At 71.6% G+C, this 24,796-nt stretch carries 22 protein-coding genes and 3 pseudogenes; 7 read left to right on the top strand and 18 right to left on the bottom strand.

The genetic code is table 11. The features are described 5' to 3' along the window. Window positions 1-10: 10 nt before the first annotated feature. The 3 genes from QQK35_RS14335 to QQK35_RS14325 form a co-directional block, all read right to left on the bottom strand. Window positions 11-649, bottom strand: coding sequence for a 50S ribosomal protein L25/general stress protein Ctc (locus tag QQK35_RS14335; protein ID WP_284254764.1), 639 nt, complete (start codon window positions 647-649; stop codon window positions 11-13). Between the two features lie 92 nt (window positions 650-741). Continuing rightward, window positions 742-1,791: a hypothetical protein gene (locus tag QQK35_RS14330; RefSeq protein ID WP_284254763.1), complete on the bottom strand. Its 1,050-nt coding sequence runs from the start codon at window positions 1,789-1,791 to the stop codon at window positions 742-744. 40 nt (window positions 1,792-1,831) lie between these two features. After that, on the bottom strand, window positions 1,832-2,869 hold the full coding sequence (locus QQK35_RS14325; protein ID WP_284254762.1) for a D-2-hydroxyacid dehydrogenase: 1,038 nt from the start codon (window positions 2,867-2,869) through the stop codon (window positions 1,832-1,834). A gap of 23 nt (window positions 2,870-2,892) precedes the next feature. Between QQK35_RS14325 and gndA the strand changes: the two genes are divergently transcribed. Further along, complete coding sequence (gene gndA, locus QQK35_RS14320; protein WP_284254761.1) at window positions 2,893-4,356, top strand: NADP-dependent phosphogluconate dehydrogenase; 1,464 nt, start codon at window positions 2,893-2,895, stop codon at window positions 4,354-4,356. Window positions 4,357-4,537: 181 nt separating this feature from the next. Here gndA and QQK35_RS14315 read toward each other — a convergent pair. Next, window positions 4,538-5,554 (bottom strand): annotated as a pseudogene (locus QQK35_RS14315) (CoA transferase); the annotation flags it as partial. 220 nt (window positions 5,555-5,774) lie between these two features. On the opposite strand from QQK35_RS14315, the gene QQK35_RS14310 reads away from it, so the two are divergent. Together QQK35_RS14310 and QQK35_RS14305 are read left to right on the top strand one after the other, a co-directional pair. Next, on the top strand, window positions 5,775-6,152 hold the full coding sequence (locus tag QQK35_RS14310) for a hypothetical protein (RefSeq protein ID WP_284254760.1): 378 nt from the start codon (window positions 5,775-5,777) through the stop codon (window positions 6,150-6,152). Window positions 6,153-6,220: 68 nt separating this feature from the next. Then, window positions 6,221-6,988, top strand: a complete 768-nt coding sequence (locus QQK35_RS14305) for a hypothetical protein (protein ID WP_284254759.1) — start codon at window positions 6,221-6,223, stop codon at window positions 6,986-6,988. Between the two features lie 24 nt (window positions 6,989-7,012). On the opposite strand, the gene QQK35_RS14300 is transcribed toward QQK35_RS14305, so the two are convergent. From QQK35_RS14300 to QQK35_RS14290, 3 genes and pseudogenes are all read right to left on the bottom strand, one after another. Next, complete coding sequence (locus QQK35_RS14300) at window positions 7,013-7,990, bottom strand: ribose-phosphate diphosphokinase (RefSeq protein ID WP_284254757.1); 978 nt, start codon at window positions 7,988-7,990, stop codon at window positions 7,013-7,015. Window positions 7,991-8,209: 219 nt separating this feature from the next. Then, window positions 8,210-9,633, bottom strand: a pseudogene (gene glmU, locus QQK35_RS14295) (bifunctional UDP-N-acetylglucosamine diphosphorylase/glucosamine-1-phosphate N-acetyltransferase GlmU). Window positions 9,634-9,653: 20 nt separating this feature from the next. Next, a complete protein-coding gene (locus tag QQK35_RS14290) occupies window positions 9,654-10,205 on the bottom strand; it encodes a TetR/AcrR family transcriptional regulator (protein ID WP_284254756.1) in 552 nt (183 codons plus the stop codon). Between the two features lie 146 nt (window positions 10,206-10,351). Here QQK35_RS14290 and QQK35_RS14285 point away from each other — a divergent pair, with 146 nt between their 5' ends. Together QQK35_RS14285 and QQK35_RS14280 are read left to right on the top strand one after the other, a co-directional pair. Next, window positions 10,352-11,056 (top strand): MFS transporter, encoded by a 705-nt coding sequence (locus QQK35_RS14285; protein ID WP_284254755.1) that lies wholly within the window; start codon window positions 10,352-10,354, stop codon window positions 11,054-11,056. Window positions 11,057-11,138: 82 nt separating this feature from the next. Then, entirely contained in the window at window positions 11,139-11,798 is a 660-nt protein-coding gene (locus QQK35_RS14280; RefSeq protein ID WP_284254754.1) for an MFS transporter, read from the top strand. A 76-nt stretch (window positions 11,799-11,874) separates the two neighbouring features. On the opposite strand, the gene mmsB is transcribed toward QQK35_RS14280, so the two are convergent. From mmsB to QQK35_RS19900, 5 genes are all read right to left on the bottom strand, one after another. Beyond that, window positions 11,875-13,050, bottom strand: coding sequence for a multiple monosaccharide ABC transporter permease (gene mmsB / locus QQK35_RS14275; RefSeq protein WP_284254753.1), 1,176 nt, complete (start codon window positions 13,048-13,050; stop codon window positions 11,875-11,877). After that, on the bottom strand, window positions 13,047-14,591 hold the full coding sequence (mmsA, locus tag QQK35_RS14270) for a multiple monosaccharide ABC transporter ATP-binding protein (protein ID WP_284254752.1): 1,545 nt from the start codon (window positions 14,589-14,591) through the stop codon (window positions 13,047-13,049). The genes mmsB and mmsA overlap by 4 nt, the downstream gene beginning before the upstream one ends. Window positions 14,592-14,663: 72 nt before the next feature. Next, window positions 14,664-15,791, bottom strand: a complete 1,128-nt coding sequence (chvE, locus tag QQK35_RS14265; RefSeq protein ID WP_348534953.1) for a multiple monosaccharide ABC transporter substrate-binding protein — start codon at window positions 15,789-15,791, stop codon at window positions 14,664-14,666. Between the two features lie 222 nt (window positions 15,792-16,013). Next, the gene (locus QQK35_RS14260) at window positions 16,014-17,069 is read right to left on the bottom strand and encodes a LacI family DNA-binding transcriptional regulator (RefSeq protein ID WP_284254751.1); all 1,056 of its coding nucleotides are present in this window, start codon (window positions 17,067-17,069) and stop codon (window positions 16,014-16,016) included. A 44-nt stretch (window positions 17,070-17,113) separates the two neighbouring features. Further along, window positions 17,114-17,341 (bottom strand): hypothetical protein, encoded by a 228-nt coding sequence (locus tag QQK35_RS19900; RefSeq protein WP_348534952.1) that lies wholly within the window; start codon window positions 17,339-17,341, stop codon window positions 17,114-17,116. A 194-nt stretch (window positions 17,342-17,535) separates the two neighbouring features. Between QQK35_RS19900 and QQK35_RS14250 the strand changes: the two genes are divergently transcribed. After that, window positions 17,536-18,051 (top strand): gluconokinase, encoded by a 516-nt coding sequence (locus QQK35_RS14250; protein WP_284254750.1) that lies wholly within the window; start codon window positions 17,536-17,538, stop codon window positions 18,049-18,051. Here the strand turns inward: QQK35_RS14250 and QQK35_RS14245 are convergent. Both QQK35_RS14245 and uxaC read right to left on the bottom strand, forming a co-directional pair. Beyond that, entirely contained in the window at window positions 18,048-19,238 is a 1,191-nt protein-coding gene (locus QQK35_RS14245; protein WP_284254749.1) for a mannitol dehydrogenase family protein, read from the bottom strand. The two genes, QQK35_RS14250 and QQK35_RS14245, sit on opposite strands and share 4 nt — an antisense overlap. 175 nt (window positions 19,239-19,413) lie before the next feature. After that, entirely contained in the window at window positions 19,414-20,814 is a 1,401-nt protein-coding gene (gene uxaC, locus QQK35_RS14240; protein ID WP_284254748.1) for a glucuronate isomerase, read from the bottom strand. A gap of 89 nt (window positions 20,815-20,903) precedes the next feature. Between uxaC and QQK35_RS20555 the strand changes: the two are divergent. Next, window positions 20,904-21,173: pseudogene (locus QQK35_RS20555) on the top strand (Gfo/Idh/MocA family oxidoreductase); the annotation flags it as partial. Window positions 21,174-21,547: 374 nt separating this feature from the next. Here QQK35_RS20555 and QQK35_RS14230 read toward each other — a convergent pair. The 4 genes from QQK35_RS14230 to QQK35_RS14215 all read right to left on the bottom strand — a co-directional run bounded on the left by QQK35_RS14230 (window position 21,548) and on the right by QQK35_RS14215 (window position 24,762). After that, the gene (locus tag QQK35_RS14230; RefSeq protein WP_284254746.1) at window positions 21,548-21,826 is read right to left on the bottom strand and encodes a hypothetical protein; all 279 of its coding nucleotides are present in this window, start codon (window positions 21,824-21,826) and stop codon (window positions 21,548-21,550) included. 160 nt (window positions 21,827-21,986) lie between these two features. Continuing rightward, on the bottom strand, window positions 21,987-22,871 hold the full coding sequence (locus QQK35_RS14225) for an ABC transporter permease (protein ID WP_284254745.1): 885 nt from the start codon (window positions 22,869-22,871) through the stop codon (window positions 21,987-21,989). Next, window positions 22,868-23,773 (bottom strand): ABC transporter permease, encoded by a 906-nt coding sequence (locus tag QQK35_RS14220; protein WP_284254744.1) that lies wholly within the window; start codon window positions 23,771-23,773, stop codon window positions 22,868-22,870. Before QQK35_RS14220 ends, QQK35_RS14225 begins: the two co-directional genes overlap by 4 nt. Further along, window positions 23,770-24,762: an ABC transporter ATP-binding protein gene (locus tag QQK35_RS14215; protein ID WP_284254743.1), complete on the bottom strand. Its 993-nt coding sequence runs from the start codon at window positions 24,760-24,762 to the stop codon at window positions 23,770-23,772. The genes QQK35_RS14220 and QQK35_RS14215 overlap by 4 nt, the downstream gene beginning before the upstream one ends. Between the last annotated feature and the right edge of the window lie 34 nt (window positions 24,763-24,796).

The following is a 24,796-nucleotide window of genomic DNA, read 5'->3' as shown; positions in this document are numbered from 1 at the left end:
GGCGAGCGGACTACTCCGCCGACTCTTCGGCGGCGTCGGCCGGGGCCTCCGCCTGCGACTCGCCGGCCTCGGCACCCGCCTCGTCGGCGGCGAGGTCATCCGCCGTCGGCGCGGCCGGCGTGGTCACCGCGAGGATGAGCAGCTCGGGGTCGCCCTGCAGCGTCGCGCCCGCCGGCAGCTCCAGGTCGGCCGCCGTGATGTGCGTGCCCTCCTCGGCGCCCTCGACGTTCACGACGATGCGCTCCGGGATGTGCGTGGCCTCCACCTCGAGCGACACGGTATTCGCGTCCTGCACGACGATCGTGCCCGAGAACGACTCGCCCTCGATGTGCACCGGTACGTCGACGACGACCTTCTCGCCACGGCGCACGACGATGAGGTCGAGGTGCTCGATGACCTGGTGAACCGGGTCCTTCTGCACGTCCTTGACCAGTGCGAGCTGGCTCTTGCCGGCGATGTCGAGGTCGAGCACCTGGTTCGCCTTGCGGATGATGAGGGCGACCTCGTGGCCCGGCAGCGTCACGTGCTGCGGGTCGGTGCCGTGGCCGTAGATGACCGCCGGGATCTTGCCGAGCGCACGGATCTTGCGGGCCGCGCCCTTGCCGAACTGGGTGCGGGGTTCCGCGGTGAGCTTGTTGTCGTCAGCCATGGCCGGTACGTCTCTTCCTTGTGTCTGGGTGTCGGCATTGCGCACGCCGGACGATTCAGATCTGCCAGACCGAAGGCCGCCCACCGCGTCGATCACGGATGCGTCGCATCCCTCGCCGAAGTTCGGTCGCTGAGTCTACACGCGGTCGGGGGCCGTTCGCCCGGCGGGGTCGCCCGCCCGGTCGACGCGGGCCCCGTGCGGATCGGTCCGGTGGGGGTGTCGTCGCCCGCGGCACCGAACGGGAACAGGCTGCCGACGCCGTCCTCCGGCTGGTATCCGATGCGTTCGTCGACGTCCTCGACCGGCTCCATCGCGCGCCGGCGGCGGGCGCGCACGACGCCGGCGATCCCGGCGACGAGCACGAGCACGCCCAGCACGAGGTAGCCGCCCCCGTCGCCCGCGTAGCGCAGGCCGTCGGTGAGCGCCCGGTTCGACGCGATCGGGCGCAGCACGAGCTGCGGCGACCAGATCAGCAGGCCGCCCAGAGCGCCGAGCAGGACGCCCAGCACGATCGCTCCGAGCGACGAGAACCGCACGCCTGCGATGACGATCACGACGAGCACCGCGGCCGCGAGCACGAGCAGCACGCCGAGCAGCTCGATCCCGCCGGAGCGCTGCTGGATCGACTGGATGAGGCGTGCCCCACCGAGGGCGACCAGCAGCACGGCGCCGGCGCCGAGCACGAGCGAGAGGACCGTGGTGACCACCCGGCCCGCCGCGGTCGAGCGGGGGCGGCGGGCGGCCGTCGCCATCCCCGCGACCAGGAAGAGCAGGCCCACGAGGAGTCCCAGCCCACTCGCCCACCAGGCGAACAGCCCGTCGCCGACGGGTCGGTAGATGCGCTCGGCCGAGATGAGCGTGCCGGCCCAGATCGCGGCCGGGAGGATGATGATGCCGAGCCCGGTGAGCGTCTGCACGAGCCCGATGATGACGACCCCGACCGACGACCACGCCACGGTGAGCATCGCGCCGGCGAGGCAGAGCACCCCCAGGCCGAGCACCACGCTCGGCAGGAGCGCGTCGGCCGTCTGCTCCCGCAGCTGCGCCGAGAGCCGATGCAGCGTCCATCCCCCGCCCCAGACCAGCAGGTGACCGGCGACCGAGAGGACGACTGCGATCACGAGGCTCACGAATGCCCGCATGTCCCGACGCTAGCCAGCGCCGCCGGACGCCGCCAGGGCGTCAGTAGAACTCGTGGGGATCCACGACGTTCAGGAGCGGCTCGCCGTCGAGCAGCCGGCGCGCGTTCTCGGCGAACAGCTCCGCCACGACGCGCGGCTCATGGCCGTCGACGCCGGCGGTGTGCGGCGCGATGACCACCTGCGGCATGTCCCAGAGCGGGCTGTCGGCGGCGAGCGGCTCGGCGGAGAACACGTCGAGGGCGGCGAACCCGACCCGGCCGTCCTGCAGCGCCTCGATCAGCGCGGGCTCGTCGACCGTCGTGCCACGGCCGACGTTGACGACCGTCGCCCCCGGCTTGACGCGGGCGAGCACCTCGCGGCTCAGCAGCTTCTCGGTCGCCGGCGTCCCGGGCAGGGCGAGCACGATCGCGTCGGCCTGCGCGGCGACGTCGGCCAGCCGCTCGACGGGCTCGATGCGCTCGACGCCCTCGGCATCCACCTGTCGGCGGTGCACGCCGACCACGTGGTAGCCGAGCAGGGCGAGCTTCTGCGCGCTCGCCCGGCCGATGCTGCCGAGACCCACCACGGCGACGGTCTGATCGGCGGCCGCGGGCATGACCAGTCGCGGCGCCCACTCGTGCCGGCGCTGCGCGGCCGTCAGGATGCCGAGCCGCCGTCCGCCGGCCAGCACGCCGAACAGCGCGAACTCGGCCAGCGGCTGGGAGTACGCCCCTGCGGAGGTCGTGAAGACGATCCGCTCCCGGGCCTCGTCGGGCAGACGTGCGGCCCGCACGATCTGCCCGCCCCCGGCCTGGATCGTCTGCACCCAGCGGAGCCGGGGATTGGCGGCCACGGTGCGGGCGAGCCCCTTGCCCGACGAGTCGGGCGCCCCGAGCAGCGCATCCGCCGTGTCGACGAGCGCCTCGAAGCGCGCCTGCTCGGCGGGTTCGCGCCGCTTCGCCTGCTGCCATTCCACGCCCGGGGCATGCAGGAGCTCGGGCTCGTACACCAGATCCACGCGCGGCTCCCGGCGACGCAGCTCGGTCAGATCGTCCTCGGGGAAGGGCGCGGCGACCACCACGCGGAGACGGTCGGTCATGCGGCTCACAGTAGCCTGGAGGCATGGCTTCAGTTGACGTCCCCCAGGCCAACATCGGCGTCGTCGGGCTGGCGGTGATGGGCTCCAACCTCGCGCGCAACCTCGCCAGCAGGGAGGGCAACACCGTCGCCGTCTTCAACCGCACGGCGGCGAAGACCGACGAGCTCGTCGCCGAGCACCCGGAGGCCGGATTCATCGCGACGAAGAGCTATCAGGAGTTCGCCGACCGCCTCTCGACGCCGCGCACCGCGATCATCATGGTGCAGGCCGGCCGGGGCACCGACGCGGTCATCGACGAGCTCGTGAAGGTCTTCGAGCCGGGCGACATCATCGTCGACGGCGGCAACGCGAACTTCCGCGACACCATCGCGCGCGAGAAGCGGATCAGCGAGACGGGCATCCACTTCGTCGGCACCGGCATCTCGGGCGGCGAGGAGGGCGCGCTGAACGGTCCGTCGATCATGCCCGGCGGCTCGGACGAGTCGTGGCAGACGCTCGGGCCGATCTTCCGGTCGATCGCGGCGGTCGCCGAGGGCGAGCCGTGCGTGACGCACATCGGCCACGACGGCGCCGGCCACTTCGTGAAGATGGTGCACAACGGCATCGAGTACGCCGACATGCAGCTCATCGCGGAAGGCTACGACCTGATCCGTCGCGGCACCGGCAAGAGCCCGGCCGAGATCGCCGACGTCTTCGACGAGTGGAACAGGGGCGAGCTCGAGAGCTACCTGATCGAGATCACCGCGCAGGTGCTGCGTCAGGTGGATGCGGCCACCGGCAAGCCGCTCGTCGACGTCATCCTCGATCAGGCCGGCGCGAAGGGCACGGGCGCCTGGACCGTGCAGAACGCGCTCGACCTGGGCGTGCCGGTCTCCGGGATCGCCGAGGCCGTCTTCGCGCGCAGCCTCTCGTCGAAGCCCGGCCAGCGGGCGGTCGCGCAGAAGGTGCTCCCCGGCCCGAGCGACCGCTGGACCATCGAGAGCCCGGAGGACTTCATCGAGGACGTGCGCCAGGCGCTCTACGCCTCGAAGGTCATCGCGTACTCGCAGGGTTTCGACGAGATCATCGCGGGCGCCGAGGAGTTCGGCTGGGACATCGACAAGGGCGACATCGCGAAGATCTGGCGCGGCGGCTGCATCATCCGCGCCCGGTTCCTCAACCGGATCACCGACGCCTACGCCGCCGATCCCGACCTGACCTCGCTGGTCACGGCCCCCTTCTTCGTGGATGTCGTGACGGCCGCCCAGGGTCCGTGGCGTCGCGTCGTGTCGATGGCCGCGCACGCGGGCGTGCCCGCCCCGGCGTTCGCGTCGTCGCTCGCCTATTACGACGGGCTGCGCGCCGACCGCCTGCCGGCCGCGCTCATCCAGGGGCAGCGCGACTTCTTCGGCGCGCACACGTACAAGCGCGTCGACAAGGACGGCATCTTCCACACGCTGTGGTCGGGCGACCGCTCCGAGGTCGAGTCGGAGGGCTCGTCGCACTAGAGCCGCTACTCGACCCACTCCGGGGCGTCGCTCCCGAGGGGCGCGACCCGCGGTCCCAGCGCAGCACCGCCGCGCCCACGGTGAGCGGCGGCGCCACGAGCCGCGCCGCGCCCCATCCCGTCCGAATCGCCGTCGACGCGGGCTCCCCCGCCTCGCCGAGCGGTCCGCGCTCGACGTCGGCCGAGGTGAGCTCGAGCGCCGTGCGGGCGAGCGAGAGCCGCGACGCCGTCCCGACACCGTCGCGCACGCGGCGCGCGAGCCCGTGCAGCACGGCCGCCGCCTCCAGATAGCCGGTCGCGTGGTCCAGCGCCTGCACGGGGAGCGGGGTCGGGCGCGCGTCGGGGTCGGGCTCCGTCGCGGCAGCACCCGGCCACGCGATCCCGCTCGACATCTGCACGACGCTGTCGAAGCCGCGTCGCATCGCCCACGGCCCGGTCCACCCGTACGCGTCGTGGCTCACGTCGACCAGGCCCGGACGCAGCCGCCGTCGCTCCTGCGCACCGAGCCCGAGCCGCTCGAGAGCATCGGCACGGTAGCCGTGCACGAGCACGTCGGCACCCGCGAGCAGCTCGCGCAGCCTCGCGAGGCCGTCGTCGGTGCGCAGGTCGAGCCGCGCGAGCCGCTTGCCGAGAGTGACCTCGAGCTCGGCGCCGGGCTCCGACCAGTCCGGCGGATCGATGCGCAGCACCTCGGCACCGAGGCCGGCCAACAGCCGCGTCGCGACCGGTCCGGCGAGCACGCGTGTCAGGTCGAGCACCCGCAGTCCGGTGAGCGGACGATCCGGCACCGGCCGCCAGCGTCGCGCTTCGGCGGGCCCGGGATCGGTGCTCCGGATGCCGGCGAGCGGCTCGCGCGCGACCGCCGCGCCCTGCGGGTGCCCGGCCCACGCCCCCGGTGAGCGCAACGCGCCCGCCACGCCGCCGGCCGCGACGACCGCGGTCTCGAGCGCCTCCGCATCCCATCCGGCGACGGCCTCCCGCACCGCGGCGGCGGGATCGTTCGCGACGCCGAGCACGGCGAGCGCGGCATCCCGGTGCCGGGGCGCGTTGGTGTGCAGCCGGATCCAGCCGTCGCGCGCACGGTAGTCGCCCGCGATCGCGTCCCACACCTGCGGGCGCTCCCACCCGTCGGGACGCACCGCCCACCCGAACCAGACGTCGGCGAGGCCGCGGTCCACGTGCACGGGCGCGGACGGCATCCCGAGCGCCCGCAGCAGTTCGGCGAGCGCGAGCCCGGCCGTCGCGATCGAGGCGGCGGCGAACTCCGAGACGGGATACCGCGAGCGCAGCACCGCCGTTCCGTCGATGCCGACCTCCGCGTCCGGGATGCCGAGGCCCGTCGTCATCCCGTCGATCAGCCGCCGCTCGAAGGTGGTCGCACCCATGCGCCGAGGGTACGTCTGCGACACTGTTGGCGGCATGACCGACGACGACGAGCACCCCGAGCTCGCGGGCTACGAGCCCGGATCCGGCGCGAGCCTCAGCCGGCCCGGCGTGCGCCGCGTGCTGCGGATCGGCGTTCTGATCGCGGTGGCCGCCCTCATCATCCCGGGCATCATCGCGACCGTTCAGATGCAGATCCGCACGGCGCAGGCGGCGTGCCGCATCGTCGTCCGCACGGTCGACACGAGCGCGATCGGTGCCGTCGCGCGGTTCGAGCCGGCGGGACCGGCGGGCCCGTCGTGGTACTGCTACAGCCGGAGTTTCGACGGGTCGGAGCTGCTGCGCGCGACGCTCGGACTGATCCCGGGGCTCGAGCCGGCGCCGCGGCCGCCGCACCCGGCCGTGCAGAGCTGAGAGCCCGATCCAGCGGGGTTTGCTACCCTGGCCGACGCGTGCCGATCCCCGGGCACTGAAACGACACCATGCGCCTTCTTCGACGACTGACCCGATTCCCGTCTGCCCGACCCCGTGACCGAGCTCACGGGCGTCGCCGCCAGCCGCACCATCTGCGGCGCTGGGAGCTCGCGCTCGGCGGAACGGTCGGTGTCGGCGCCCTCGCCCTCGCGGGCGCGATCTTCGCGACGCAGCTCGCGGCGCCGAGCAACGCGCAGAAGCTGAGCGCATACATCTCGACGCACGCTCAGAAGCTCGACGTGGCCTCCCAGGCGGCTCCCGCCCCGCTCGTCTCACCGGCGCCCACGTCGACCGGAGCCGCCGCCATCGTCACGCCGGACGCCGGCCCCGCCCCGGATCTCACGCGCGACGGATACGGGGCGACCCCGGGGCTGCAGACCCTCTCGGCCAGCGGCACCAATTACGACTGGGCCAAGATCGTGCTGCTCGACGGCGGCTGGCCGCAGACCGACGCGAACGTGACGGTCATGACCCGCTGGATGCGCCAGGAGAACGGCGTCGACGACTGGTGGAACCGCAACAACCCGCTGAACATGGGCAACGGCGGCTTCGCCTCCTTCCCGAGTCTGCTCGCCTCGGCGCAGGGTGTGGCGCACCTCATCCACTCGAACCCCGGGATGTCGGGGATCGCCGCCGGGCTCGCCGCCGGTGACGACGCCGCGGCCACCGAGTCGGCGATCTGGAACAGCAACTGGGCCGGCGGGCACTACGCGTACGGCGCCCACTGGCACTACACACCGGTCGAGCGCATCAAGGCGCCGGCGGGCGCCTGGTGACCCGGGCGGCCTGAGGCTGTCGCCCTACGCGGCGCCGTCAAACATCGAGGTGACGGACCCGTCGTCGAACACCTCGTGGATCGCGCGCGCGATGAGCGGCGCGATCGGCAGGACCGTCAGGCGATCCCACCGCTTGGCCTCGGGCACCGGAAGGGTGTCCGTGACGACGACGGAGTCGATCATCGTGCTCTGCAGGAGCTCGACGGCGGGATCGGAGAACACCGCGTGCGTCGCCGCCACCACCACGGTGGTGGCCCCTTGCTCCTTGAGCGCCTCGGCGGCCTTGACGATCGTGCGACCGGTGTCGATGAGGTCGTCGACGATGAGGCAGACCCGCCCCTCCACCGGTCCGATGATCTCGTGCACGCTGATCTGGTTCGGCACCAGCGGGTCGCGACGCTTGTGGATGATCGCCAGGGGTGCGCCGAGCTTGTCGCTCCACACGTCGGCGACGCGCACACGGCCCATGTCGGGGCTCACGACCGTCAGTGTCGACGGGTCGAGCTGCTGCTGGAAGTGCTCGAGGAGGACGGGCATGGCGAACAGGTGGTCGACCGGTCCGTCGAAGAAGCCCTGGATCTGGGCGGCGTGCAGGTCGACGCTCATGATGCGGTCGGCTCCGGCCGCCTTGAACAGGTCGGCGACCAGGCGGGCCGAGATCGGCTCGCGACCGCGGCCCTTCTTGTCCTGCCGGGCGTAGGGGTAGAACGGCGCGACGACGGTGATCCGCTTCGCGCTCGCCCGCTTGGCCGCGTCGAGCATGATGAGCTGCTCCATGAGCCACTCGTTGATCGGCGAGGTGTGCGACTGGATGACGAACATGTCCGCACCGCGGACGCTCTCCTGGAACCGGGCGTAGATCTCCCCGTTCGCGAAGGTGCGCGCGTCGGTCGGCAGCAGCTCCGTATCGAGCTCGGTCGCGATGTCCTCGGCCAACTGAGGATGCGCTCGTCCGGAGACCAGGACGAGTCGCTTGCCGCCCGAGGAGGTGATCGCCGACACGTTCCGCCCTTCGCCGCCGCCGGATTGCAGCCTATCGGTTCCGCCGCCGCTCCCGGATGCCGGGACGGGGTCCCCGATCCGCCGGCGCGAGGGGCGAGCGCCCACGTTCGCATCATCCGGGCGCGGTCGACCGCGCCGACGTGATGCAGACGTGGGCGGTCGCGGCGGTCAGGGCGGTCGGGGCGGTCGGGGCGGTCGCGGCGGTCGCGGCGGCGGGGGTCAGTCCGACGCGTCGGTGGCGGCGCGCGCGGCGTCGGTGCCGGCCCGGTTCTTCTCGGTCCACCCTTCGACGTTGCGCTGCGGCGCGACGCTGATCGCGAGTGCGCCGGGCGGCACGTCCTTGCGCACGACGGCGCCGGCGCCGACCTTCGCTCCGTCGCCCACGGTGACGGGCGCGACGAACACGTTGTGCGCCCCGGTGTGCACGTGCGACCCGATCGTCGTCGGGTGCTTGTCGAGGTCGTCGTAGTTCGCAGTGATCGCGCCGGCGCCGATGTTGGTGTGCTCGCCGATCGTCGTGTCGCCGACGTAGCTCAGGTGCGGCACCTTGCTGCCGGCGCCGATCTTCGCGTTCTTGGTCTCGACGTAGGTGCCGATCTTGCCGCCCTCGCCCAGCTCGGTGCCGGGGCGCAGGTACGCGAACGGTCCGACCGAGGCGCCGGGACCGATCAGTGCCAGGGTGGCATCCGCGCGCTTCACGGTCGCGCCCGCGCCGACCTCGCAGTCGACGAGGGTCGTGTCCGGTCCGATCACGGCGTCGCGGTCGATCGTCGTGGCACCCGCGAGGCGGGTGTTGGGCCAGACGACGGTGTCCTCGCCGATGGAGACGTTCAGGTCGATCCAGGTCGTGGCGGGGTCGACGACCGTCACGCCGTTCACCTGATGGCGGTGCACGATCATCGCGTTCAGGCGGGCCGCCTGACGCGCGAGCTGCACGCGATCGTTGACGCCCTCGACGATCCACGGCTCGGCGACCGGGATCGCGGCGACCTCCGCCCCGGATGCGCGCAGCAGCGCGATCACGTCGGTCAGGTACTTCTCGCCCTGGGCGTTGTCACTGCCCAGGCGCGGCAGCTCGTCGCGCAGCCGCGCGGCGGCGAAGACGTAGGTCGCCGAGTTGATCTCGGTGATCGCGCGCTCCTCCGGCGTCGCGTCCTTCTGCTCGACGATGCGGGCCAGCCGCCCATCGGCGTCGCGCACGATGCGGCCGTAGCCCGTCGGATCGTCGACGATGGTGCTGAGCAGGGTGGCGGCCGCGGATGCAGACCGGTGCCCGGCGAGGAGCTGACCCAGCGTCCCCGCGTCGAGCAGCGGCACGTCGGCGCTCACGACGACGATGTCGCCGTCGAACTGGGCGGGCAGCGCGGCCAGCCCGATCTCCGCGGCGCGGCCGGTGCCGGGCACCTCGTCCTGATCGGCGACGATCGCCTCGGGCAGGTACTCGGCGACGGCGGCGGCGACGGCATCCCGCTGATGCCGCAGCACGGTGACGACGTGCGCGGCGCCGAGCTCGCGGGCGGCGGCGAGCACGTGCCCGATCATCGGGATGCCGGCGATCGGATGCAGCACCTTCGCCGTACGCGAGCGCATGCGGGTTCCTCGCCGGCGGCGAGGACGATGACGGCCAAGCGGGGGTCGGTCATGCCCCCATTCTCCCGGAAGGTCAGGCCTTGAGCGCGTCGATCGTGAGATCGAGCACGCGTCGGCGCTGGCTCTCGTCCTCGTAGGCGACGCCGGCGACGGCGGAGACGAGGCGGACGATGTCGGAGATCGAGGTGTCGGGGCGCACGACGCCGGCATCCTGCCCGCGCTCGACGACCGGGCCGCCTGCGTCGTACAGCATCGTGCGGCAGGCCAGCATGACCTCGCTGTGACGATTGAGCACCTCGATGAGCGCCTTCTTGGTGCCCACGTACTCGATGTAGCGGTCGAGCCAGGTGCGCAGCGCCTGCCACGGCTCGAGCTTCTCGGTCTCGATCGCGGCCTGCTGCAGCGCGACGACCTCGTCGACGTAGACCGCCTCGATGAGCGCCTCGCGCGTCGGGAAGTTGCGGTACAGCGTGCCCACCCCGACGCCGGCGCGGCGAGCGATGTCCTCCAGCGACGCCGAGGCGCCGTGCTGCGTGAACGCCTCCCGCGCGGCCGCCAGCAGTGCGTCGAAGTTGCGGCGGGCATCCGCCCGCTGCGGACGCTGCACGATCGAATCGATCGACATGGCGCCCTCCTTCACGGGCTTGCAAAGCGGAGGCAGCCTCCGCTACACTCTAACCGGAGGCAGCCTCCGAACGGAGACTCCTTCCGATTCTAGCCGCCGATGTCGCGGCGCGCTCCCTCACACCCCAGGAACGGATGCATTCCGCCATGCCTTCATCCACCCCGATGCGCACGTTCGCCGCTCTCGGTCTCAGCGTCGCCTCCTTCTCCACCCTCCAATCGCTCATCGTGCCGGTGCTGCCCGCCATCCAGGCGGACCTGCACACCGGCACCGCGGGCGTCACCTGGGCCATGACCGCGTGGCTCATCTCCGCCGCGGTCGCGACCCCGCTGCTCGGCCGGGTCGGCGACCTCGTCGGGCGCCGACGCACCTTCCTCGTCACCGTGGCCGCCGTCGCACTCGGCTCCCTCATCGCGGCGACCGCGCCGACGCTCGGGGTGCTGCTCATCGCTCGCGTGATCCAGGGCCTCGGCGGCGCGATGTTCCCGCTGGCCTTCGGCCTGCTGCGGGAGGCGTTCCCGGCGCGCCGGGTGCCCTCCGCGATCGGCGGGATGTCGGCGATCCTGGCCATCGGATCCGGGCTCGGCACCGTGCTGGCCGGCCCGCTCGTGGGCGTGCTCGGCTGGCGCGGCCTGTTCCTGGTACCGCTGGTGCTCACCGTGGCGGGGGCGTGCTCACGGCGCTCACCGTGCCCGAATCGCGCGAACGATCGACGGGCGGCATCAACGTGCCGGCGGCGCTGCTGCTCTCCGGATGGCTGGTCGCGCTGCTCCTGCCGCTCAGCCAGGGCTCGAGCTGGAGCTGGACCTCGCCCGTCATCCTCGGCCTGCTCGCGCTGGCGGTCGTGCTGATCGCCGCCTGGGTCGTGGTCGAGGTGCGCTCCCGCACCCCGCTCGTCGACATGCGCATGATGCGCTCCCCGCGATCTGGCCGATGAACGCCGCCGCCGTGCTCATGGGCGCCGCGATGTTCGGCACCTTCGCCTTCTTCCCGCGCTTCGTGCAGACGCCGACCTCCACCGGCTGGGGTCTCGGCGCCACCGTCGGCGAGTCGGGGCTGCTCATGCTGCCCATGCTCGTGACGATGGGCGCGGCCGGATTCCTGAGCGGCCCGCTCGCCCGGCTCGTGCCCTTCCGGGTGCAGGTCACCATCGCGAGCGCCGTCATCGCCGCGTCGACGATCGCGATCGCGCTGTTCCACAGCGCCGCCTGGCAGCTGCTGGTCGAGGCGGGCGCGTTCGGGCTCGGGCTCGGCGTCGCCTACGCGGCGATCACGAGTGTCGTCGTGCAGGCCGTGCGCCCCACCGAGACCGGCGTCGCGAGCGGCATGAACGCGAACCTCCGCACGATCGGCGTGACGCTCATGACCGTCATCGTGACGGGCAGCGCGGCACCCGGTCGGCTGCCCGCGGAGTCCGGTTACACCGTCGGGTTCCTCACGGTCGGGATCATCGGCGCGGGCGCGGCTGTCGTGTCGCTGGTCGCGGGCCTCGCCCTGCGCCGTGGGACCCGTCTCGAGCCCGTGCCGACCGGCACCCTCGAGACGACGGCCATCACGCCGTTCGCCGAGGAGCAGGTCGTCGACGCGGCCTGACCGACACCTCCCGCACGCGCCGGCGCGGCGCTGCCCGGATCCCGGAGCAGCGCCGCGTCGGCGTCGCCGGCCGCGGTCAGCGGCCGGTCGAGCGCCGCTTGTTGTAGACGTCGAACGCGACGGCCGCCAGGAGCACGAGGCCCTTGATCAGCTGCTGCACGTCGCTGTCGATGCCGAGGATCGACATCCCGTTGTTGAGCACGCCGATGATGAGGCCGCCGACGATCGCGCCGGGCACTGTGCCGATGCCGCCCGTGACGGCCGCGCCGCCGATGAAGACGGCCGAGATGGCATCCAGCTCGAACCCGTCGCCGGCGCTCGGGCTCGCGAGGTTGAGCCCCGCCGTGAACACGAGGCCGGCGATCGCCGAGATGACGCCCATGTTGATGAACAGCAGGAACGTCACGCGCTGGGTCTTGATGCCCGAGAGGTGGGCGGCCGCGAGGTTGCCCCCGATGGCGTAGATGTGCCGGCCGAAGACCGTGCGGCTCATGACGACCGTGTACCCCACGACGAGCAGGCCCAGGATGATCAGAACGATCGGCGTGCCGTCGTAGCTCGCGAGCAGCACCGTCACGATGAGCACGAGCGCCACCATGAAGACGAGCTTCACGACGAACCACCACAGCGGCTCGTCCTCGAGCTCGTAACGGCGACGCACCACGCGCTGCCGCAGCGACAGCACGAGGATCGCGAGCGCCGTGAGCAGACCGAGCACCATCGTGAGCGGTTCGTACCCCGTCGAGCCGAAGGTGGGCAGGAATCCGGAGCCGATCGCCCGGAAGCCCTTCGGGAAGAAGGAGATCTGCTCGTTGCCGAGCACGATCTCGGCGGCGCCGCGGAATGCGAGCATGCCGGCGAGCGTGACGATGAAGGCCGGGATGCCGAAGTAGGCGATCCAGAACCCCTGCCACGCGCCCACCAGGGCTCCGAGCACGAGGCACAGCACGATCGCCAGGAGCCAGGGCATGTGCCATTTGCCGATCATCACGCCGGCCACGGCGCCGATGAACGCCACGACGCTGCCGACCGACAGGTCGATGTGCCCCGCGATGATCACCATGACCATGCCGACGGCCAGGATCAGGATGTAGCTGTTCTGCACGACCAGGTTCGAGACGTTGATCGGCGCGAGCGTGATCCCGCCGGTCGTGATCTGGAAGAAGACGACGATGACGATGAGCGCGATGAACAGCCCGACCTGACGCAGCTGGCCGGCGAGGTAGTTGATGGCGGATGTCAGCGGCTTCATGCGCGCGTCTTCTCCCGTTCCTTGGTCATGAACTGCATGAGGTGCTCGGCCGTCGCCTCGGCGCGCGGCACGTTGGCGGTGATGCGCCCCGCCGAGAGCGTGTAGATGCGGTCGCAGATGCCGAGCAGCTCGGGCAGTTCGGAGGAGATGACGATGACGCCCTTCCCCTGGTCCGCGAGCCGGTCGATGATCGTGTAGATCTCGTACTTCGCGCCGACGTCGATGCCGCGGGTCGGCTCGTCGAGGATCAGCACGTCGGGGTCGGAGTACATCCACTTCGACAGCACGACCTTCTGCTGGTTGCCGCCGGACAGCTTGCCGGTGAGCACGCCGACGCCGGGCGCCTTGATGTTCATCGTGCGGCGGTAGCCGTCGGCGACGATCCGCTCCTTGGCCTCGCTCACGAACGCGAACCAGGAGACGAGCTTGTCGAGCGCGGCGATCGAGATGTTGCGCTGGATGGTATCGATGAGGTTGAGGCCGTACTTCTTGCGATCCTCCGTCGAGTAGGCGATGCCGTTGGCGATCGCCTTCGGCACCGTGCTCACCGAGATGGGCACGCCCCGCTTGTAGACGCGGCCCGAGATGTTGGTGCCGTAGCTGCGGCCGAACAGGCTCATGGCGAGCTCGGTGCGGCCGGCGCCCATGAGCCCGGCGATGCCGACGATCTCGCCCTCGTTGACCACGATGTTCGCGTCGTCGACGACCTTGCGCTCGCGATCCAGCGGGTGGTGCACGGTCCAGTTCTCGACCCGCAGCAGCTCGCCGCCGATGTGCGACGCGTGGTCGGGGAAGCGGTGGTCGACGTCGCGCCCGACCATGCCCTTGATGATCCGGTCCTCGCTGGCGTCGCGATCGCCCATCTCGAGCGTTTCGATGGTGTGCCCGTCGCGCAGGATCGTCACGCGATCGGCGATCGCCTTGATCTCGTTGAGCTTGTGGCTGATGATGATCGCCGTCATGCCCTGGTCGCGCAGCGACCGGATGAGGTCGAGCAGGTGCTCCGAGTCGCTGTCGTTGAGCGCGGCGGTGGGCTCGTCGAGGATCAGCAGTTTGACGTCCTTGGAGAGCGCTTTCGCGATCTCGACCAGCTGCTGCTTGCCCACGCCGATGTCGGCGATCTTCGTGATCGGGTTCTCCTGCAGCCCCACCTGCTGCAGGAGCTTCGCCGCCTCCAGGTTGGTGGCGTTCCAGTCGATGAATCCGGCCCGCTGCTTCTCGTTGCCGAGGTAGATGTTCTCGGCGATGGAGAGGTACGGGCTGAGCGCGAGCTCCTGGTGGATGATCGCGATCCCCGCGCCCTCCGAGTCGCCGATCGACCGGAACTCCACGGGCTCGCCGTCGAGCAGGATGTCACCCTCGAAGCTCCCGTGCGGGTAGACGCCGGAGAGCACCTTCATGAGCGTGGACTTGCCGGCACCGTTCTCGCCGCAGATCGCGTGCACCGATCCCCGCTCGACGGAGATGGAGACGTCCTGCAGCGCCTTGACGCCGGGGAACTCCTTGTAGATGCTGCGCATCTCGAGGATGGTGTCGGTCATTCGTCCTCCGGATGAGGGGAGCGCGGGGCGGCCGCTGGAAGACCGCCCCGCGCCGTGGGGGAGGGGGTCGCGCTATTGCAGGTCGGCGTCGGTGTAGTACCCGCTGTCGACGAGGACCTTCTTGTAGTTGTCCTTGGTGACCACGACGGGCTGGAAGAGGTACGCCGGCACGACCTTGACCTTGTTGTCGTAGCTCTTGGTGTCGTTGACCTTCGGCTTCTGACCCTTCAGCAGCTGGTCGGACATCGTGGCCGCCTCACGGGCGAGCTCACGGGTGTCCTTGTAGATCGTGGAGTACTGCGTGCCCGCGATGATCTGCTTGACGCTCGCGACCTCGGCATCCTGCCCGGTGATGATCGGAAGCGCCTTGCCCGCGCTGCCGTACCCGGCGCCCTGCAGCGCGCTCAGGATGCCGTCCGAGAGCCCGTCGTACGGCGACAGGACGCCCTGGACGCTCGACCCGTCGGAGTACGACTTGGCGATGAGGTTCTGCATGCGCGCCTTGGCGCGCGCCGGGTCCCAGCCCTGGATCGCGACCTGCTTGAAGTCGGTCTGGCCGCTCTTGACGACGAGGGTGCCGTCCTCGATGTAGGGCTTCAGAGTGTCCATGCCGCCGTTGTAGAAGAACGTCGCGTTGTTGTCGTCGGGGCTGCCCGCGAACACCTCGATGTTGAACGGGCCCTTCTTGCCGGTCTTCTTGCCGTCGGCGTCGAGGACGCCGAGGCCGGTAAGCAGCGAGTTCGCCTGGTAGACGCCGACCTTGTAGTTGTCGAACGACACGTAGTAGTCGACGTTCTTGTCCCCGGTGAGCAGGCGGTCGTAGGCGATCACCTTGATGCCGGACTTGGCCGCCGCGTCGAGCTGGTCGCTCAGCGATCCGCCGTTGATCGAGGCGAGGATGAGCACCTTCGCGCCCTTCGTGATCATCGTGTTGATCTGCTGCACCTGGGTCGGGATGTCGTTGTTCGCGTACTCGAGGTCGACCTTGTAGCCGTCCTTCTCGAGGTTCTGCTTCACCGCCGCGCCGTCGCGGATCCAGCGCTGGTCCACCTTGGTGGGCATCGCGACGCCGACCAGGGCGCCCTTGTTGCTGTGAGCCTTCGAGTCGGTCGACGTGTCGCCACGACCGCCCGAGCATGCGGCGAGTGCCACCGCGACGCCGATGGCGGCGGCGGCCATCGCGATCCTTCTGATCTTCACGATGCTTCCTTTCATCGACGTCCACGACGTCGTCGTCATGTGCAAGTGGAGGTGCTCACCCCGCAGGGCGATCGTCGGAAGCCGGATGTCCGCGACGCGCAAGGCCGCCTCCTCGCGCATGCCTCGGCGCGCGATTCCGACCTCGTCGTCGTTCAGACTGTGACCGGTCACAACGAACGCTGCGAAAGTATCGACTTCGTCCGCGTCCGTCAAGTGCATCGCCTACGCGGGCCGGGACGCGCTGGCGCGCACGATGAGCTCCGGCGTCGTCACCATCGGGTATCCCGTGTCGGCGGACCCCTCGATCTCGGCGACCAGGATGCCGATCGCGCGCCGGCCCAGCTCGTCGAAGTCCTGCCGCACGGTCGTCAGCGGCGGCGTGAAGTGCTTGGCCTCGGGGATGTCGTCGAACCCCACGATGCTGAGGTCCTGCGGCACGCGCAGTCCCGCCTCGGCGGCCGCGTGCACGAAGCCCAGCGCCATCTGGTCGTTCGACGAGAACACCGCGCTGAAGTCGCGGAAGCGCAGCAGGCGCCGACCGAGCTCGAACGCCGTGTCGGCGGTCCAGTCCCCCAGCACCGGCGGCATGGGCGTGAGGTCGCGATCGGACATCTCGGCGAGGTAGCCGCGCATACGGTCCTCGGCCTCGCTCCAGTCCTGCGGGCCGGCCAGGTGCAGGATCTCGCGGTGCCCGAGGTCGATCAGGTAACGGGTCGCGGCCCGTGCCCCGGCCTGCTGGTCGAAGGCGACGGAGCGCCCCTCGGGCCCGTCTCGCCACTGCAGCGTGATCGACGGCACGCCGATCGCGACCCGTTGCAGGGCCTCGTGCGCCCGCTCCTGGGGCGCGATGACCACGAGCGCCTCGACGCCCTGACGCACGAGCGCGTCGAGGGCGTCGGCGATCTCCGTCTCGTCGGATCCCGCCATCGTCGCGGAGACGATCGTGTATCCGCGCGCCCGGGCCGCGTCGTCGACCCCGCCCGCCGCGGAGAACGGGCCGTAGTGCGAGCGCGCGGAGACGAGCAGGCCGATCGAGTGGGTGCGCGAGGTCGCCAGGGCACGCGCCATGCTGTTGGGCCGCCAGGCGAGCTGCTCCATCGCGGCCCGCACCCGGCTCTCGGTGCCCGCGCTGATGTTGGGATGCCGGTTGATGACCCGCGATACGGTCTGCCGGGAGACGCCCGCGATGCGGGCGACGTCGCGGATCGAGGAGGGCGCGCCGATACCGACTCGTCGCCCATGACCCCTCCGTCCCAGCACCGGATTGGGACCGGTCACTCGGGATCATAGCGGCACGATGCGGCGCGCCCGGGGTGTGCCGATCAGCGTTGCAGGATGTCGCGCAGACGCGTCAGGTCGGCCTCGACAGCCGCGGCGTCGGCGTCGAATGCGGCCGCATCCGCGCCGTCGCGGCGGAAGACCGTGAACACCACCTCGCTGCCGTCGCCGTTCGGCATGACCCGGAACGGGTTGTGCACGACGGTGCCGTCGGGCAGCGACACGTCGTGATCGAGCACGCCCAGGTCGTTGCCGGGTGCGAAGCGCACCACGACCTCCCCATCGGCGAGTCGGCCACCCAGCTCGCGCCGTCGTCGTCCGGCCGGATCCCGGCCGCGAGACCGGCGGCCCACTCGGGCAGTCGGCGGGGGTCTCCGGCATAGCGGACGACCTCCGCGACCGGCCGGTCGATCGAGACGGAGACGTGCCGCGCTTCCCAGATCATGGCGCCACCGTACGCTCGGGGGTGACCTCCCTGCCGTCTGCACGTCCGCCGATCATCGTCATGGGCGTCTCCGGCAGCGGCAAGTCGACGATCGGCGAGCTGCTCGCGACGCGGCTCGGCATGCCCTTCGTGGATGCCGACGGCCTGCATCCCGCGGCGAACAAGGCGAAGATGGCGGCCGGCATCCCCCTCGACGACGAGGATCGCTGGCCCTGGCTCGACGCGGTCGGCGCCCGGCTCGCGGGGGCCCCGACCCCCGTCGTGGCGTGCTCGGCGCTGCGCCGCCGCTATCGCGACCGACTGCGCGCCACCGCGCCGGACTCGGTGTTCGTGCACCTCGCCGGCAGCGAGTCGCTCATCGCCCAGCGGCTGGCCCACCGGCACCACGAGTACATGCCCGCATCGCTGCTCGACTCGCAGTACGCCACCCTCGAGCCCCTGGACCCCGACGAACGCGGCTTCGCGGTCGACATCGGCGCGGGCGCGGACGCCCTGGTCGACCGGATCGTGGCCGGCCTGAGCGGCCTCCCCGCCTAGCCTCCGGCGCCCGCCGCCGCGTCGTCGACGGCGCGCTGGATCTCGTGCCGAAGGCCGGCATCGTCCGCGAGCCGCGGATCGATCAGGCGCAGGAGGCCGGCGGTCGATCGGTCCTCGATCCTCGGCAGCGCGGCATCCGGCAGCTCCACGCCGCGCTGCTGCAGGGCGACCCACGCGGCGATCGCCGCCATGCTCGCCGCGCCCGGGCGACCCGCGGCCCGCTCGGCCACGAGCGTGGGCACGATCCGGAGCCGGAGCTTCGTCGAACCGTCGGCGGCGATCCGGACGAGCCGGTCGCCCAGTCGCCGGTTCGAGAAGCGCTCGAGCAGCGCAGCGCGGTATCGGTCGAGCTCGAGCTCGTCCGCCCTCGGGAGATGGCGCTCGGCCTCGTCCCACGCGGCGGCCACGCGGCGGGCGAGCACCTCGTCGGCGATGGCGTCGGGCACCGTCTCGTGCCCGCGCAGCAGGCCGCCGTAGGCGAGCAGGCTGTGCGCGCCGTTCAGCAGGCGCAGCTTGCGCAGCTCGAACGGCTCGATGTCGTCGACGAACCGGGCCCCGGCGCGTTCCCATGCCGGTCGACCGACGGGGAAGTCACCGCTCAGCACCCAGTCGCGGAAGGGCTCCGCGACCACCGTGGCCTCGTCGCGGAGGCCGATCAGCCGGCTCGCGATCTCGCGGTCGTCGTCGGTCGGGGCGGGCGCGATCCGGTCGACCGAGGTGGACACCACGGCGACCGATGCGAGGATCCACGCCGCGAGCCGCGGGTCGACCCGATCGGCGAGTGCGACGAGGGCGTTGCGGACGAGGGCGCCGTTGCCCGGCATGTTGTCGCACGGCACGATCGCGAGCGGACCGGACCCGGCGCGCCGCCGGGCGCGGAGCCCCGCCAGGATCCGGCCGAGCGCCGTGACGGGTGGCAGCTCGGCTTCGGTCTGCGCGGCGAGCGTCGCGAGGTCGGCCGCGACGCCCGGATCCTCGAGGTCGGGGGCGCCGTCGGCACGCAGCCGGTAGCCCGCCTCGGTGATCGTGATGGTGATGAGCGCCGTCGCCGGTGCGGCGACGAGCTCGATGAAGCGCGCGAGGTCGGCGCCGTCCGCGGCCTCGACGATGCTGCGGACCACCGTCGCACGGTCGCCGGCCGCCGAGCGCTCGAGCAGCGTGTACAGGCCGTCCTGCTCGGCCAGCACGGTCGCCTGCCGCGGTCCCCGGCCGGTGAACGCGGCGATCCCCCACTCCCCGCCGGGTCGGCCTCGTGGGTATACCAGGCCTGGTGCGCGCGGTGGAAGGAGCCGAGCCCGACATGCACGATCCGGATCGGCGCGGTCGGCCTCCCTGGGAGGGTCGCGCGGCTCAGACGGGCCGTCACAGCTTGAACACCCGCCGCGGCTGGTCGCGCACGAGGTCGACGATGATCCGCTCGGCGAGCTCGCGCGGCATCCGGCCCTCCCCGACGAGCCGCGCGAGGTGGGCGGCGTCGAGCCGGCGCGACATGTCGTGCCGCGCGGGGATCGAGAGGAACGCCCGGGTGTCGTCGATGAAACCCGAGCCGCGCGAGAAGCCGGCCGTCTCGGTGACGGCCGCACGGAAGCGCAGCACGGCATCCGGCGCGTCGAGGAACCACCACGGCGCGCCGATGTAGACGCTCGGGTAGTAGCCGGCGAGCGGGGCGAGCTCCCGCGAGAACGTCGACTCGTCGACCGTGAACAGCACGAGATGGAAGCCCGGCTCGTTGCCGTAGCGCTCGAGCAGCGGGCGCAGCGGCTCGACGTAGGAGACCGGCACGGGGATGTCGTGCCCCATGTCGGGCCCGAAGCGCTCGAGCGTGGGTCGGTCGTGGCCGCGCAGGATGCCCGGATGGATCGTCATGACGAGCCCGTCGTCGACGCTCATGCGCGCCATCTGCAGCAGCATGTGCCCGGAGAACACGCGTGCCTCATCGGCCTCCAGCGCCCCCGCGCGACCGCGCTCGAACAGGGCCGCCGCGTCCGCGTCGTCGAGCTGCACCGTCAGCGGCCGCGCGACGCCGTGGTCCGCGGAGACGGCGCCGTGCTCGACGAAGTGGGCTCGGCGGGCCGCGAGCGCCGCGAGGTAGCCCGCGTAGGTCTCGCGCTCGCCGGTGAGCTCGGCGAGCCGGGCCACGCGCTCGGCCCACCCGGGTGCGGTCGGGTCCAGGTACGCGTCGGGACGGAAGGTCGGCACGACGCGGCCCCGGAATCCGGCGTCCGCGGCGAGCGCCGCGTGCGGCGCCAGGTCGTCGAGCGGATCGTCGGTGGTGGCGAGCACCTCGATGCGGAAGCGGTCGAACAGCGCCCGCGGCCGGAACGCGTCCGTCGCGAGGGCGCTGCCGATGAGGTCGAACAGCCGGTCGGCGTCGGCGGCGTCCGGGTGCTCGGTCACCCCGAACACCTCGCCGAGGGTCGTCTGCAGCCAGTAACCGGATGCCGTGCCGGCGAACAGCTCCCAGTGCGCGCAGAACGTGCGCCACACCTCGCGCGGCGCCGCGACCGCACCGCCGCCCGGGATGCCGAGCTCGCCGAACGGCACTCCCGCGGCGTGCAGCAGCCGCGTCACGTAGTGGTCGTACCGGATGAACAGCTCGGCGGCGTCGTCGAAGGGCCGGTCGTCGACGAGGATGCGCGGGTCGACATGCCCGTGCGGCGAGACGATGGGCAGTTCGGCCACGCTCGCGTAGAGCTCCCGCGCCACCGCACGGGTGGCTGGGTCGACGGGGAGCAGCCGGTCGGGGTGGTTCACGAGTCGCACGGTGAGAGCCTCCTCCGGTCCGGTCGGCGGCGCACGTCGACCGCGGCACGCGCTCCGCACGCGGGCACTGATATACTAGTATTGATTTCGTGGCCACCCGCACGCGCTTCGCGATCATCGGCACCGGATTCCGTGCCCGCGCCTTCCTGCGACTCTCGGCCGCCCTCCCCGAGAGCCTCGAGGCGGTCGCGGTGCTGAGCCGGCATCCGGCCGCGGCTCGTCACGACCCGGAGCTCGCCGGCCTCGTGGTCCACGACCTCGACGCCCTGCTCGCACGCGAGCCGGCGTTCGTCCTCACCGCCGTGGCGGCGCAGCACAACGTCGAGACCGCCGCCGCCCTCCTCGAACGCGGCGCGCCCGTGCTCGCGGAGACGCCCGCGTCCCCCGACATCGCCGGCCTGCACCGGCTCTGGCGGCTCCCGGGTGCGGCGCGCATCCAGGTCGCCGAGCAGTACCCGCGCCACCCCATGACGGCGGCCCGGCTCGCGGCGATCCGCGCGGGCCGCATCGGCACGCCCACCTCCGCCGTCGTCTCGATCGCGCAGACCTACCACGCCATCGCCGTGCTGCGCGCTGCGCTCGATGCGGGTTTCGGCGAGGCGGAGGTGTGCGCGCACGTGCAGCACGCTCCCCTCGTGGCGCCGCGCACCCGCGCCGGGTGGACGCACGACGACGCCGAGCACGACACCGCGTCCGTGCTCGCGACGCTCGACTTCGGCGGCGCCGTGGGCGTCTACGACTTCACCGACGGGCAGACCCGCAACCCGCTGCGTTCATCCCGTTTCCTGGCCCGCGGCAGTCGCGGGGAGATCGCCGACGACCGGGTGACCACGCTGGTCGACGCCACCACGGTCGTCGAGTCGACCCTCGTGCGTCGCGTCACCGGGGCCGATCGCGACTTCGAGGCGCCCGACCTCGAGCACATCGCGCTGGACGGGGAGGTCGTCGTGCGCAACGCCGCCTCCGGGGCCCGGCTCTCCGACGACGAGATCGCGATGGCCGAGCTGCTCACGGCGATGGGACGGTTCGCCACGGATGCCGGACCGGCGCCGTACCCGCTCGCCGAGGCGGCGCAGGATCAGCTCCTGGGACTCGCGGTCGAGAGCGCGGCTGCGACCGGCGAGCCCGTGCGGGTCGACCGCGCCCCTGGGCGAGCTGACCGCCCCGGCCGTTCACCGCACGCGCGTGCGTCCTCCCGCGGCCGCGGTCGTGGGATCGACGAAGCGCAGCGAGATCATCAGCAGGATGAGCGTGGTCAACGCGTAGACCACCGCCATCGTCTCGATCTCCTGCAGCGAGACGATGCCCGATTGGGTCGCCGCCGCATACAGGGCGATGACCAGCGTCTGGCTGTCGGGGCCGGCGACGAGGAACGTGAGCTCGAACTGGCCGACGACCCGCACGAGGATCAGCACGCCCGCGGCGAGGAGTCCCGGCACCATGAGCGGGGCGAGGATCCGGCCGAAGACCTGGATCGTGCCCGCCCCCGACATGCGCGCCGCCTGCTCGACGCGCGGGTCGATCTGCTCGACGAACGGGATGAGCACGAGCACGGCGAACGGGATGCTCGGCACGAGGTTGACGATGATCACCCCGACGAGCGTGTTGTTCAGCTGCAGCGCGTAGACGAGCGTCGCGAGCGGGATCGCGTAGGTGAACGTCGGGATCACCTGCGGGAGCAGGAAGAGACCCAGCAGCAACCGCTTGCCCGCGAACGACTGGCGCGCCAGCACGTACGCGGTCGGGATGCCGATGGCGAGCGAGATCACGACCACCACGATCGCGACGACCACCGTGTTGCCGAGCAGCCCGCCGACGCCGAAGTCCTGCCAGGCGGCCGCGTACCACTTGGCCGTGTACGAGGCCGGCAGCCAGCCGCTGCCCGTGCGATCGGCGAACGAGCCGATGACCACCACGGCGACCGACGCGACGAGCACGACGATGAACAGCCACAGCACCACCCAGGTGAGGCTGCCCATGAGGCTCGCCCGGCGGCGCGGACGGCGATCGTCCGGCGCCGACATGGGCGCCCGGGGCAGGACCGTCGAGGTCGTCATCCCTTGCCTCCTGCGGTCGATCCGCGGTACAGCCGTCCGCGGATGAGGAACACGATCGCGAGCACGATGAGCTGGGCGACCGCCATGATCACGGCCGTCGCCGAGGCGTTGGCGTAGTTGCCGTTCGAGTACTCCTGGTAGGCGACCTTGGAGAGCACGCGCGTCGGACCGGCGTCGTTGCCGAGCAGGGTCGCCGACGGGAACACGGCGAAGGCGAGCACGAACGACAGCGCGAACGTGATCGTGATGCCGGGCAGCAGCAGGGGAAGGTCGATGCGCCAGAACCGCTGCGTCGGCCCCGCGCCGAGGATCGACGCGGCCCGGTCGAGCGACGGGTCGATGCCGGCGGCGAAGCCGAGCATGAGGAGGAAGGAGAACGGGAATCCGGTGAGCACGAGGGCGATGAGCACGCCGGTGAAGTTGCCCGTGAGGCGCAGCGGCTCGTGGATCAGGTTGAGCATCAGCAGCAGCCGGTTGAGCCAGCCGGCCGGGCCGAGCAGGGTGTTGAGCGCCTCGGCGACGAAGACGCTGCCGAGCGTCATCGGGATCATCACGATCGCCGTGAGCACCCGCACCCCGCGCACCCCGCGGCGCAGCCGCCAGGCGATCGGCACCGCGAGCACGAGGCAGATGAGCGCCGAGGGCAGGGCGAGGGCGAGCGTCGTCCAGAGCGTCTGGAAGCTCCCGGAGTCGTGCGGGAACTGGTTCGTGAAGAAGTCGAGGTAGGCCGAGATACCACCGCTTCGCCCCTGGAACGAGAGATTCAGGCCGTAGATCACCGGGTAGATGAAGAAGACCACCATGAAGAGCACGCCCGGCAGCACGAGCCAGACCGTCGGGGTGTAGCCGCGCGCGCGGATCCAGGAGCCGAGATCCCGGCGCTCGGCCGCCGAGGTCGTCACGCCGGCACTCCACTCGCGGCGAGCTCGGCCTCCGCGGCGGCGGCGCGCGCGGCGCCGTGCGGCGCGTCCTCGCCGTAGACCCGGATGCTCTCCGCCGCGATCGAGGCGACCGCGGCGGTGCCCGGCTGCAGCAGGGTCTCGGAGTATCCGAAGACCGTCGTGCCGCCCGCGGTCTGCGCCTCGACCGCGAACACCCTGCCCTGGTACTCGCTCACTCGCACGGTGACCGGGATGGCGTTGGCGCGCGCCTCACCCGGCGCCGCGTCCGCTGCCGCGATGGTCACGTCGTCGGGTCGCACCATCGCGACCGCGTGCGGGGCACCGCCGAGGCGGTCTCCGGCATCCGCGACCACGAGCGAGGCGTCGCCGATGTCGATCCGGCCGTCGCGGCCCACCCTGCCGTCGATCGCGTTGCGGTAGCCCACGAACGCGGCCACGTAGATGTTGTCCGGGCTCTCGTAGACCTCCTGCGGGGCCCCGGTCTGCTGCACGACGCCCTCGCGCATCACGACCAGCCGGTCGGCGAGCGAGAGCGCCTCGGCCTGGTCATGGGTGACGTAGATCGTCGTGAGGCCGAGATCCTGGTGCAGCAGGCGCACCTCGGTGCGCATGTCGATGCGCAGCTTGGCATCGAGGTTCGACAACGGCTCGTCCATGAGCACGAGCCGGGGCTCGGTCACGATCGCGCGGGCGATCGCGACGCGCTGCTGCTGGCCGCCGGAGAGCTGCGAGGGGCGCTTGGCGGCCTGCGATCCGAGCTGCACCATGTCGAGCGCCTTCTGCACGCGCTCACGCCGCTCGGCCTTGCCGACGCGGCGCAACGACAGACCGAACCCCACGTTGTCGGCGACGCTCATGTGCGGGAAGAGGGCGTAGTTCTGGAAGACCATGCCGAAGTCGCGCTTCTCGGGCGGCACGTGGTCGAGGCGGACGTCGTCGAGCCAGATCGAGCCGGCGGTGGGCTCGAGAAGGCCGGCGATGAGGTTCAACGCGGTGGACTTGCCGCACCCGGAGGGGCCGAGG

The organism is Pseudolysinimonas kribbensis (assembly GCF_030161895.1).
Classification (GTDB): domain Bacteria; phylum Actinomycetota; class Actinomycetes; order Actinomycetales; family Microbacteriaceae; genus Pseudolysinimonas; species Pseudolysinimonas kribbensis.
This window is presented reverse-complemented; position numbering and strand designations above follow the sequence as displayed.

What these genes read in the sequence shown, in the direction of transcription:
- QQK35_RS14335 (WP_284254764.1), bottom strand. Translation starts at nt 649, where the DNA reads ATGGCTGACGACAACAAGCTCACCGCGGAACCCCGCACCCAGTTCGGC.
- QQK35_RS14330 (WP_284254763.1), bottom strand. Translation starts at nt 1,791, where the DNA reads ATGCGGGCATTCGTGAGCCTCGTGATCGCAGTCGTCCTCTCGGTCGCC.
- QQK35_RS14325 (WP_284254762.1), bottom strand. Translation starts at nt 2,869, where the DNA reads ATGACCGACCGTCTCCGCGTGGTGGTCGCCGCGCCCTTCCCCGAGGAC.
- gndA (WP_284254761.1), top strand. Translation starts at nt 2,893, where the DNA reads ATGGCTTCAGTTGACGTCCCCCAGGCCAACATCGGCGTCGTCGGGCTG.
- QQK35_RS14310 (WP_284254760.1), top strand. Translation starts at nt 5,775, where the DNA reads ATGACCGACGACGACGAGCACCCCGAGCTCGCGGGCTACGAGCCCGGA.
- QQK35_RS14305 (WP_284254759.1), top strand. Translation starts at nt 6,221, where the DNA reads ATGCGCCTTCTTCGACGACTGACCCGATTCCCGTCTGCCCGACCCCGT.
- QQK35_RS14290 (WP_284254756.1), bottom strand. Translation starts at nt 10,205, where the DNA reads ATGTCGATCGATTCGATCGTGCAGCGTCCGCAGCGGGCGGATGCCCGC.
- QQK35_RS14285 (WP_284254755.1), top strand. Translation starts at nt 10,352, where the DNA reads ATGCCTTCATCCACCCCGATGCGCACGTTCGCCGCTCTCGGTCTCAGC.
- QQK35_RS14280 (WP_284254754.1), top strand. Translation starts at nt 11,139, where the DNA reads ATGAACGCCGCCGCCGTGCTCATGGGCGCCGCGATGTTCGGCACCTTC.
- mmsB (WP_284254753.1), bottom strand. Translation starts at nt 13,050, where the DNA reads ATGAAGCCGCTGACATCCGCCATCAACTACCTCGCCGGCCAGCTGCGT.
- mmsA (WP_284254752.1), bottom strand. Translation starts at nt 14,591, where the DNA reads ATGACCGACACCATCCTCGAGATGCGCAGCATCTACAAGGAGTTCCCC.
- QQK35_RS14225 (WP_284254745.1), bottom strand. Translation starts at nt 22,871, where the DNA reads ATGACGACCTCGACGGTCCTGCCCCGGGCGCCCATGTCGGCGCCGGAC.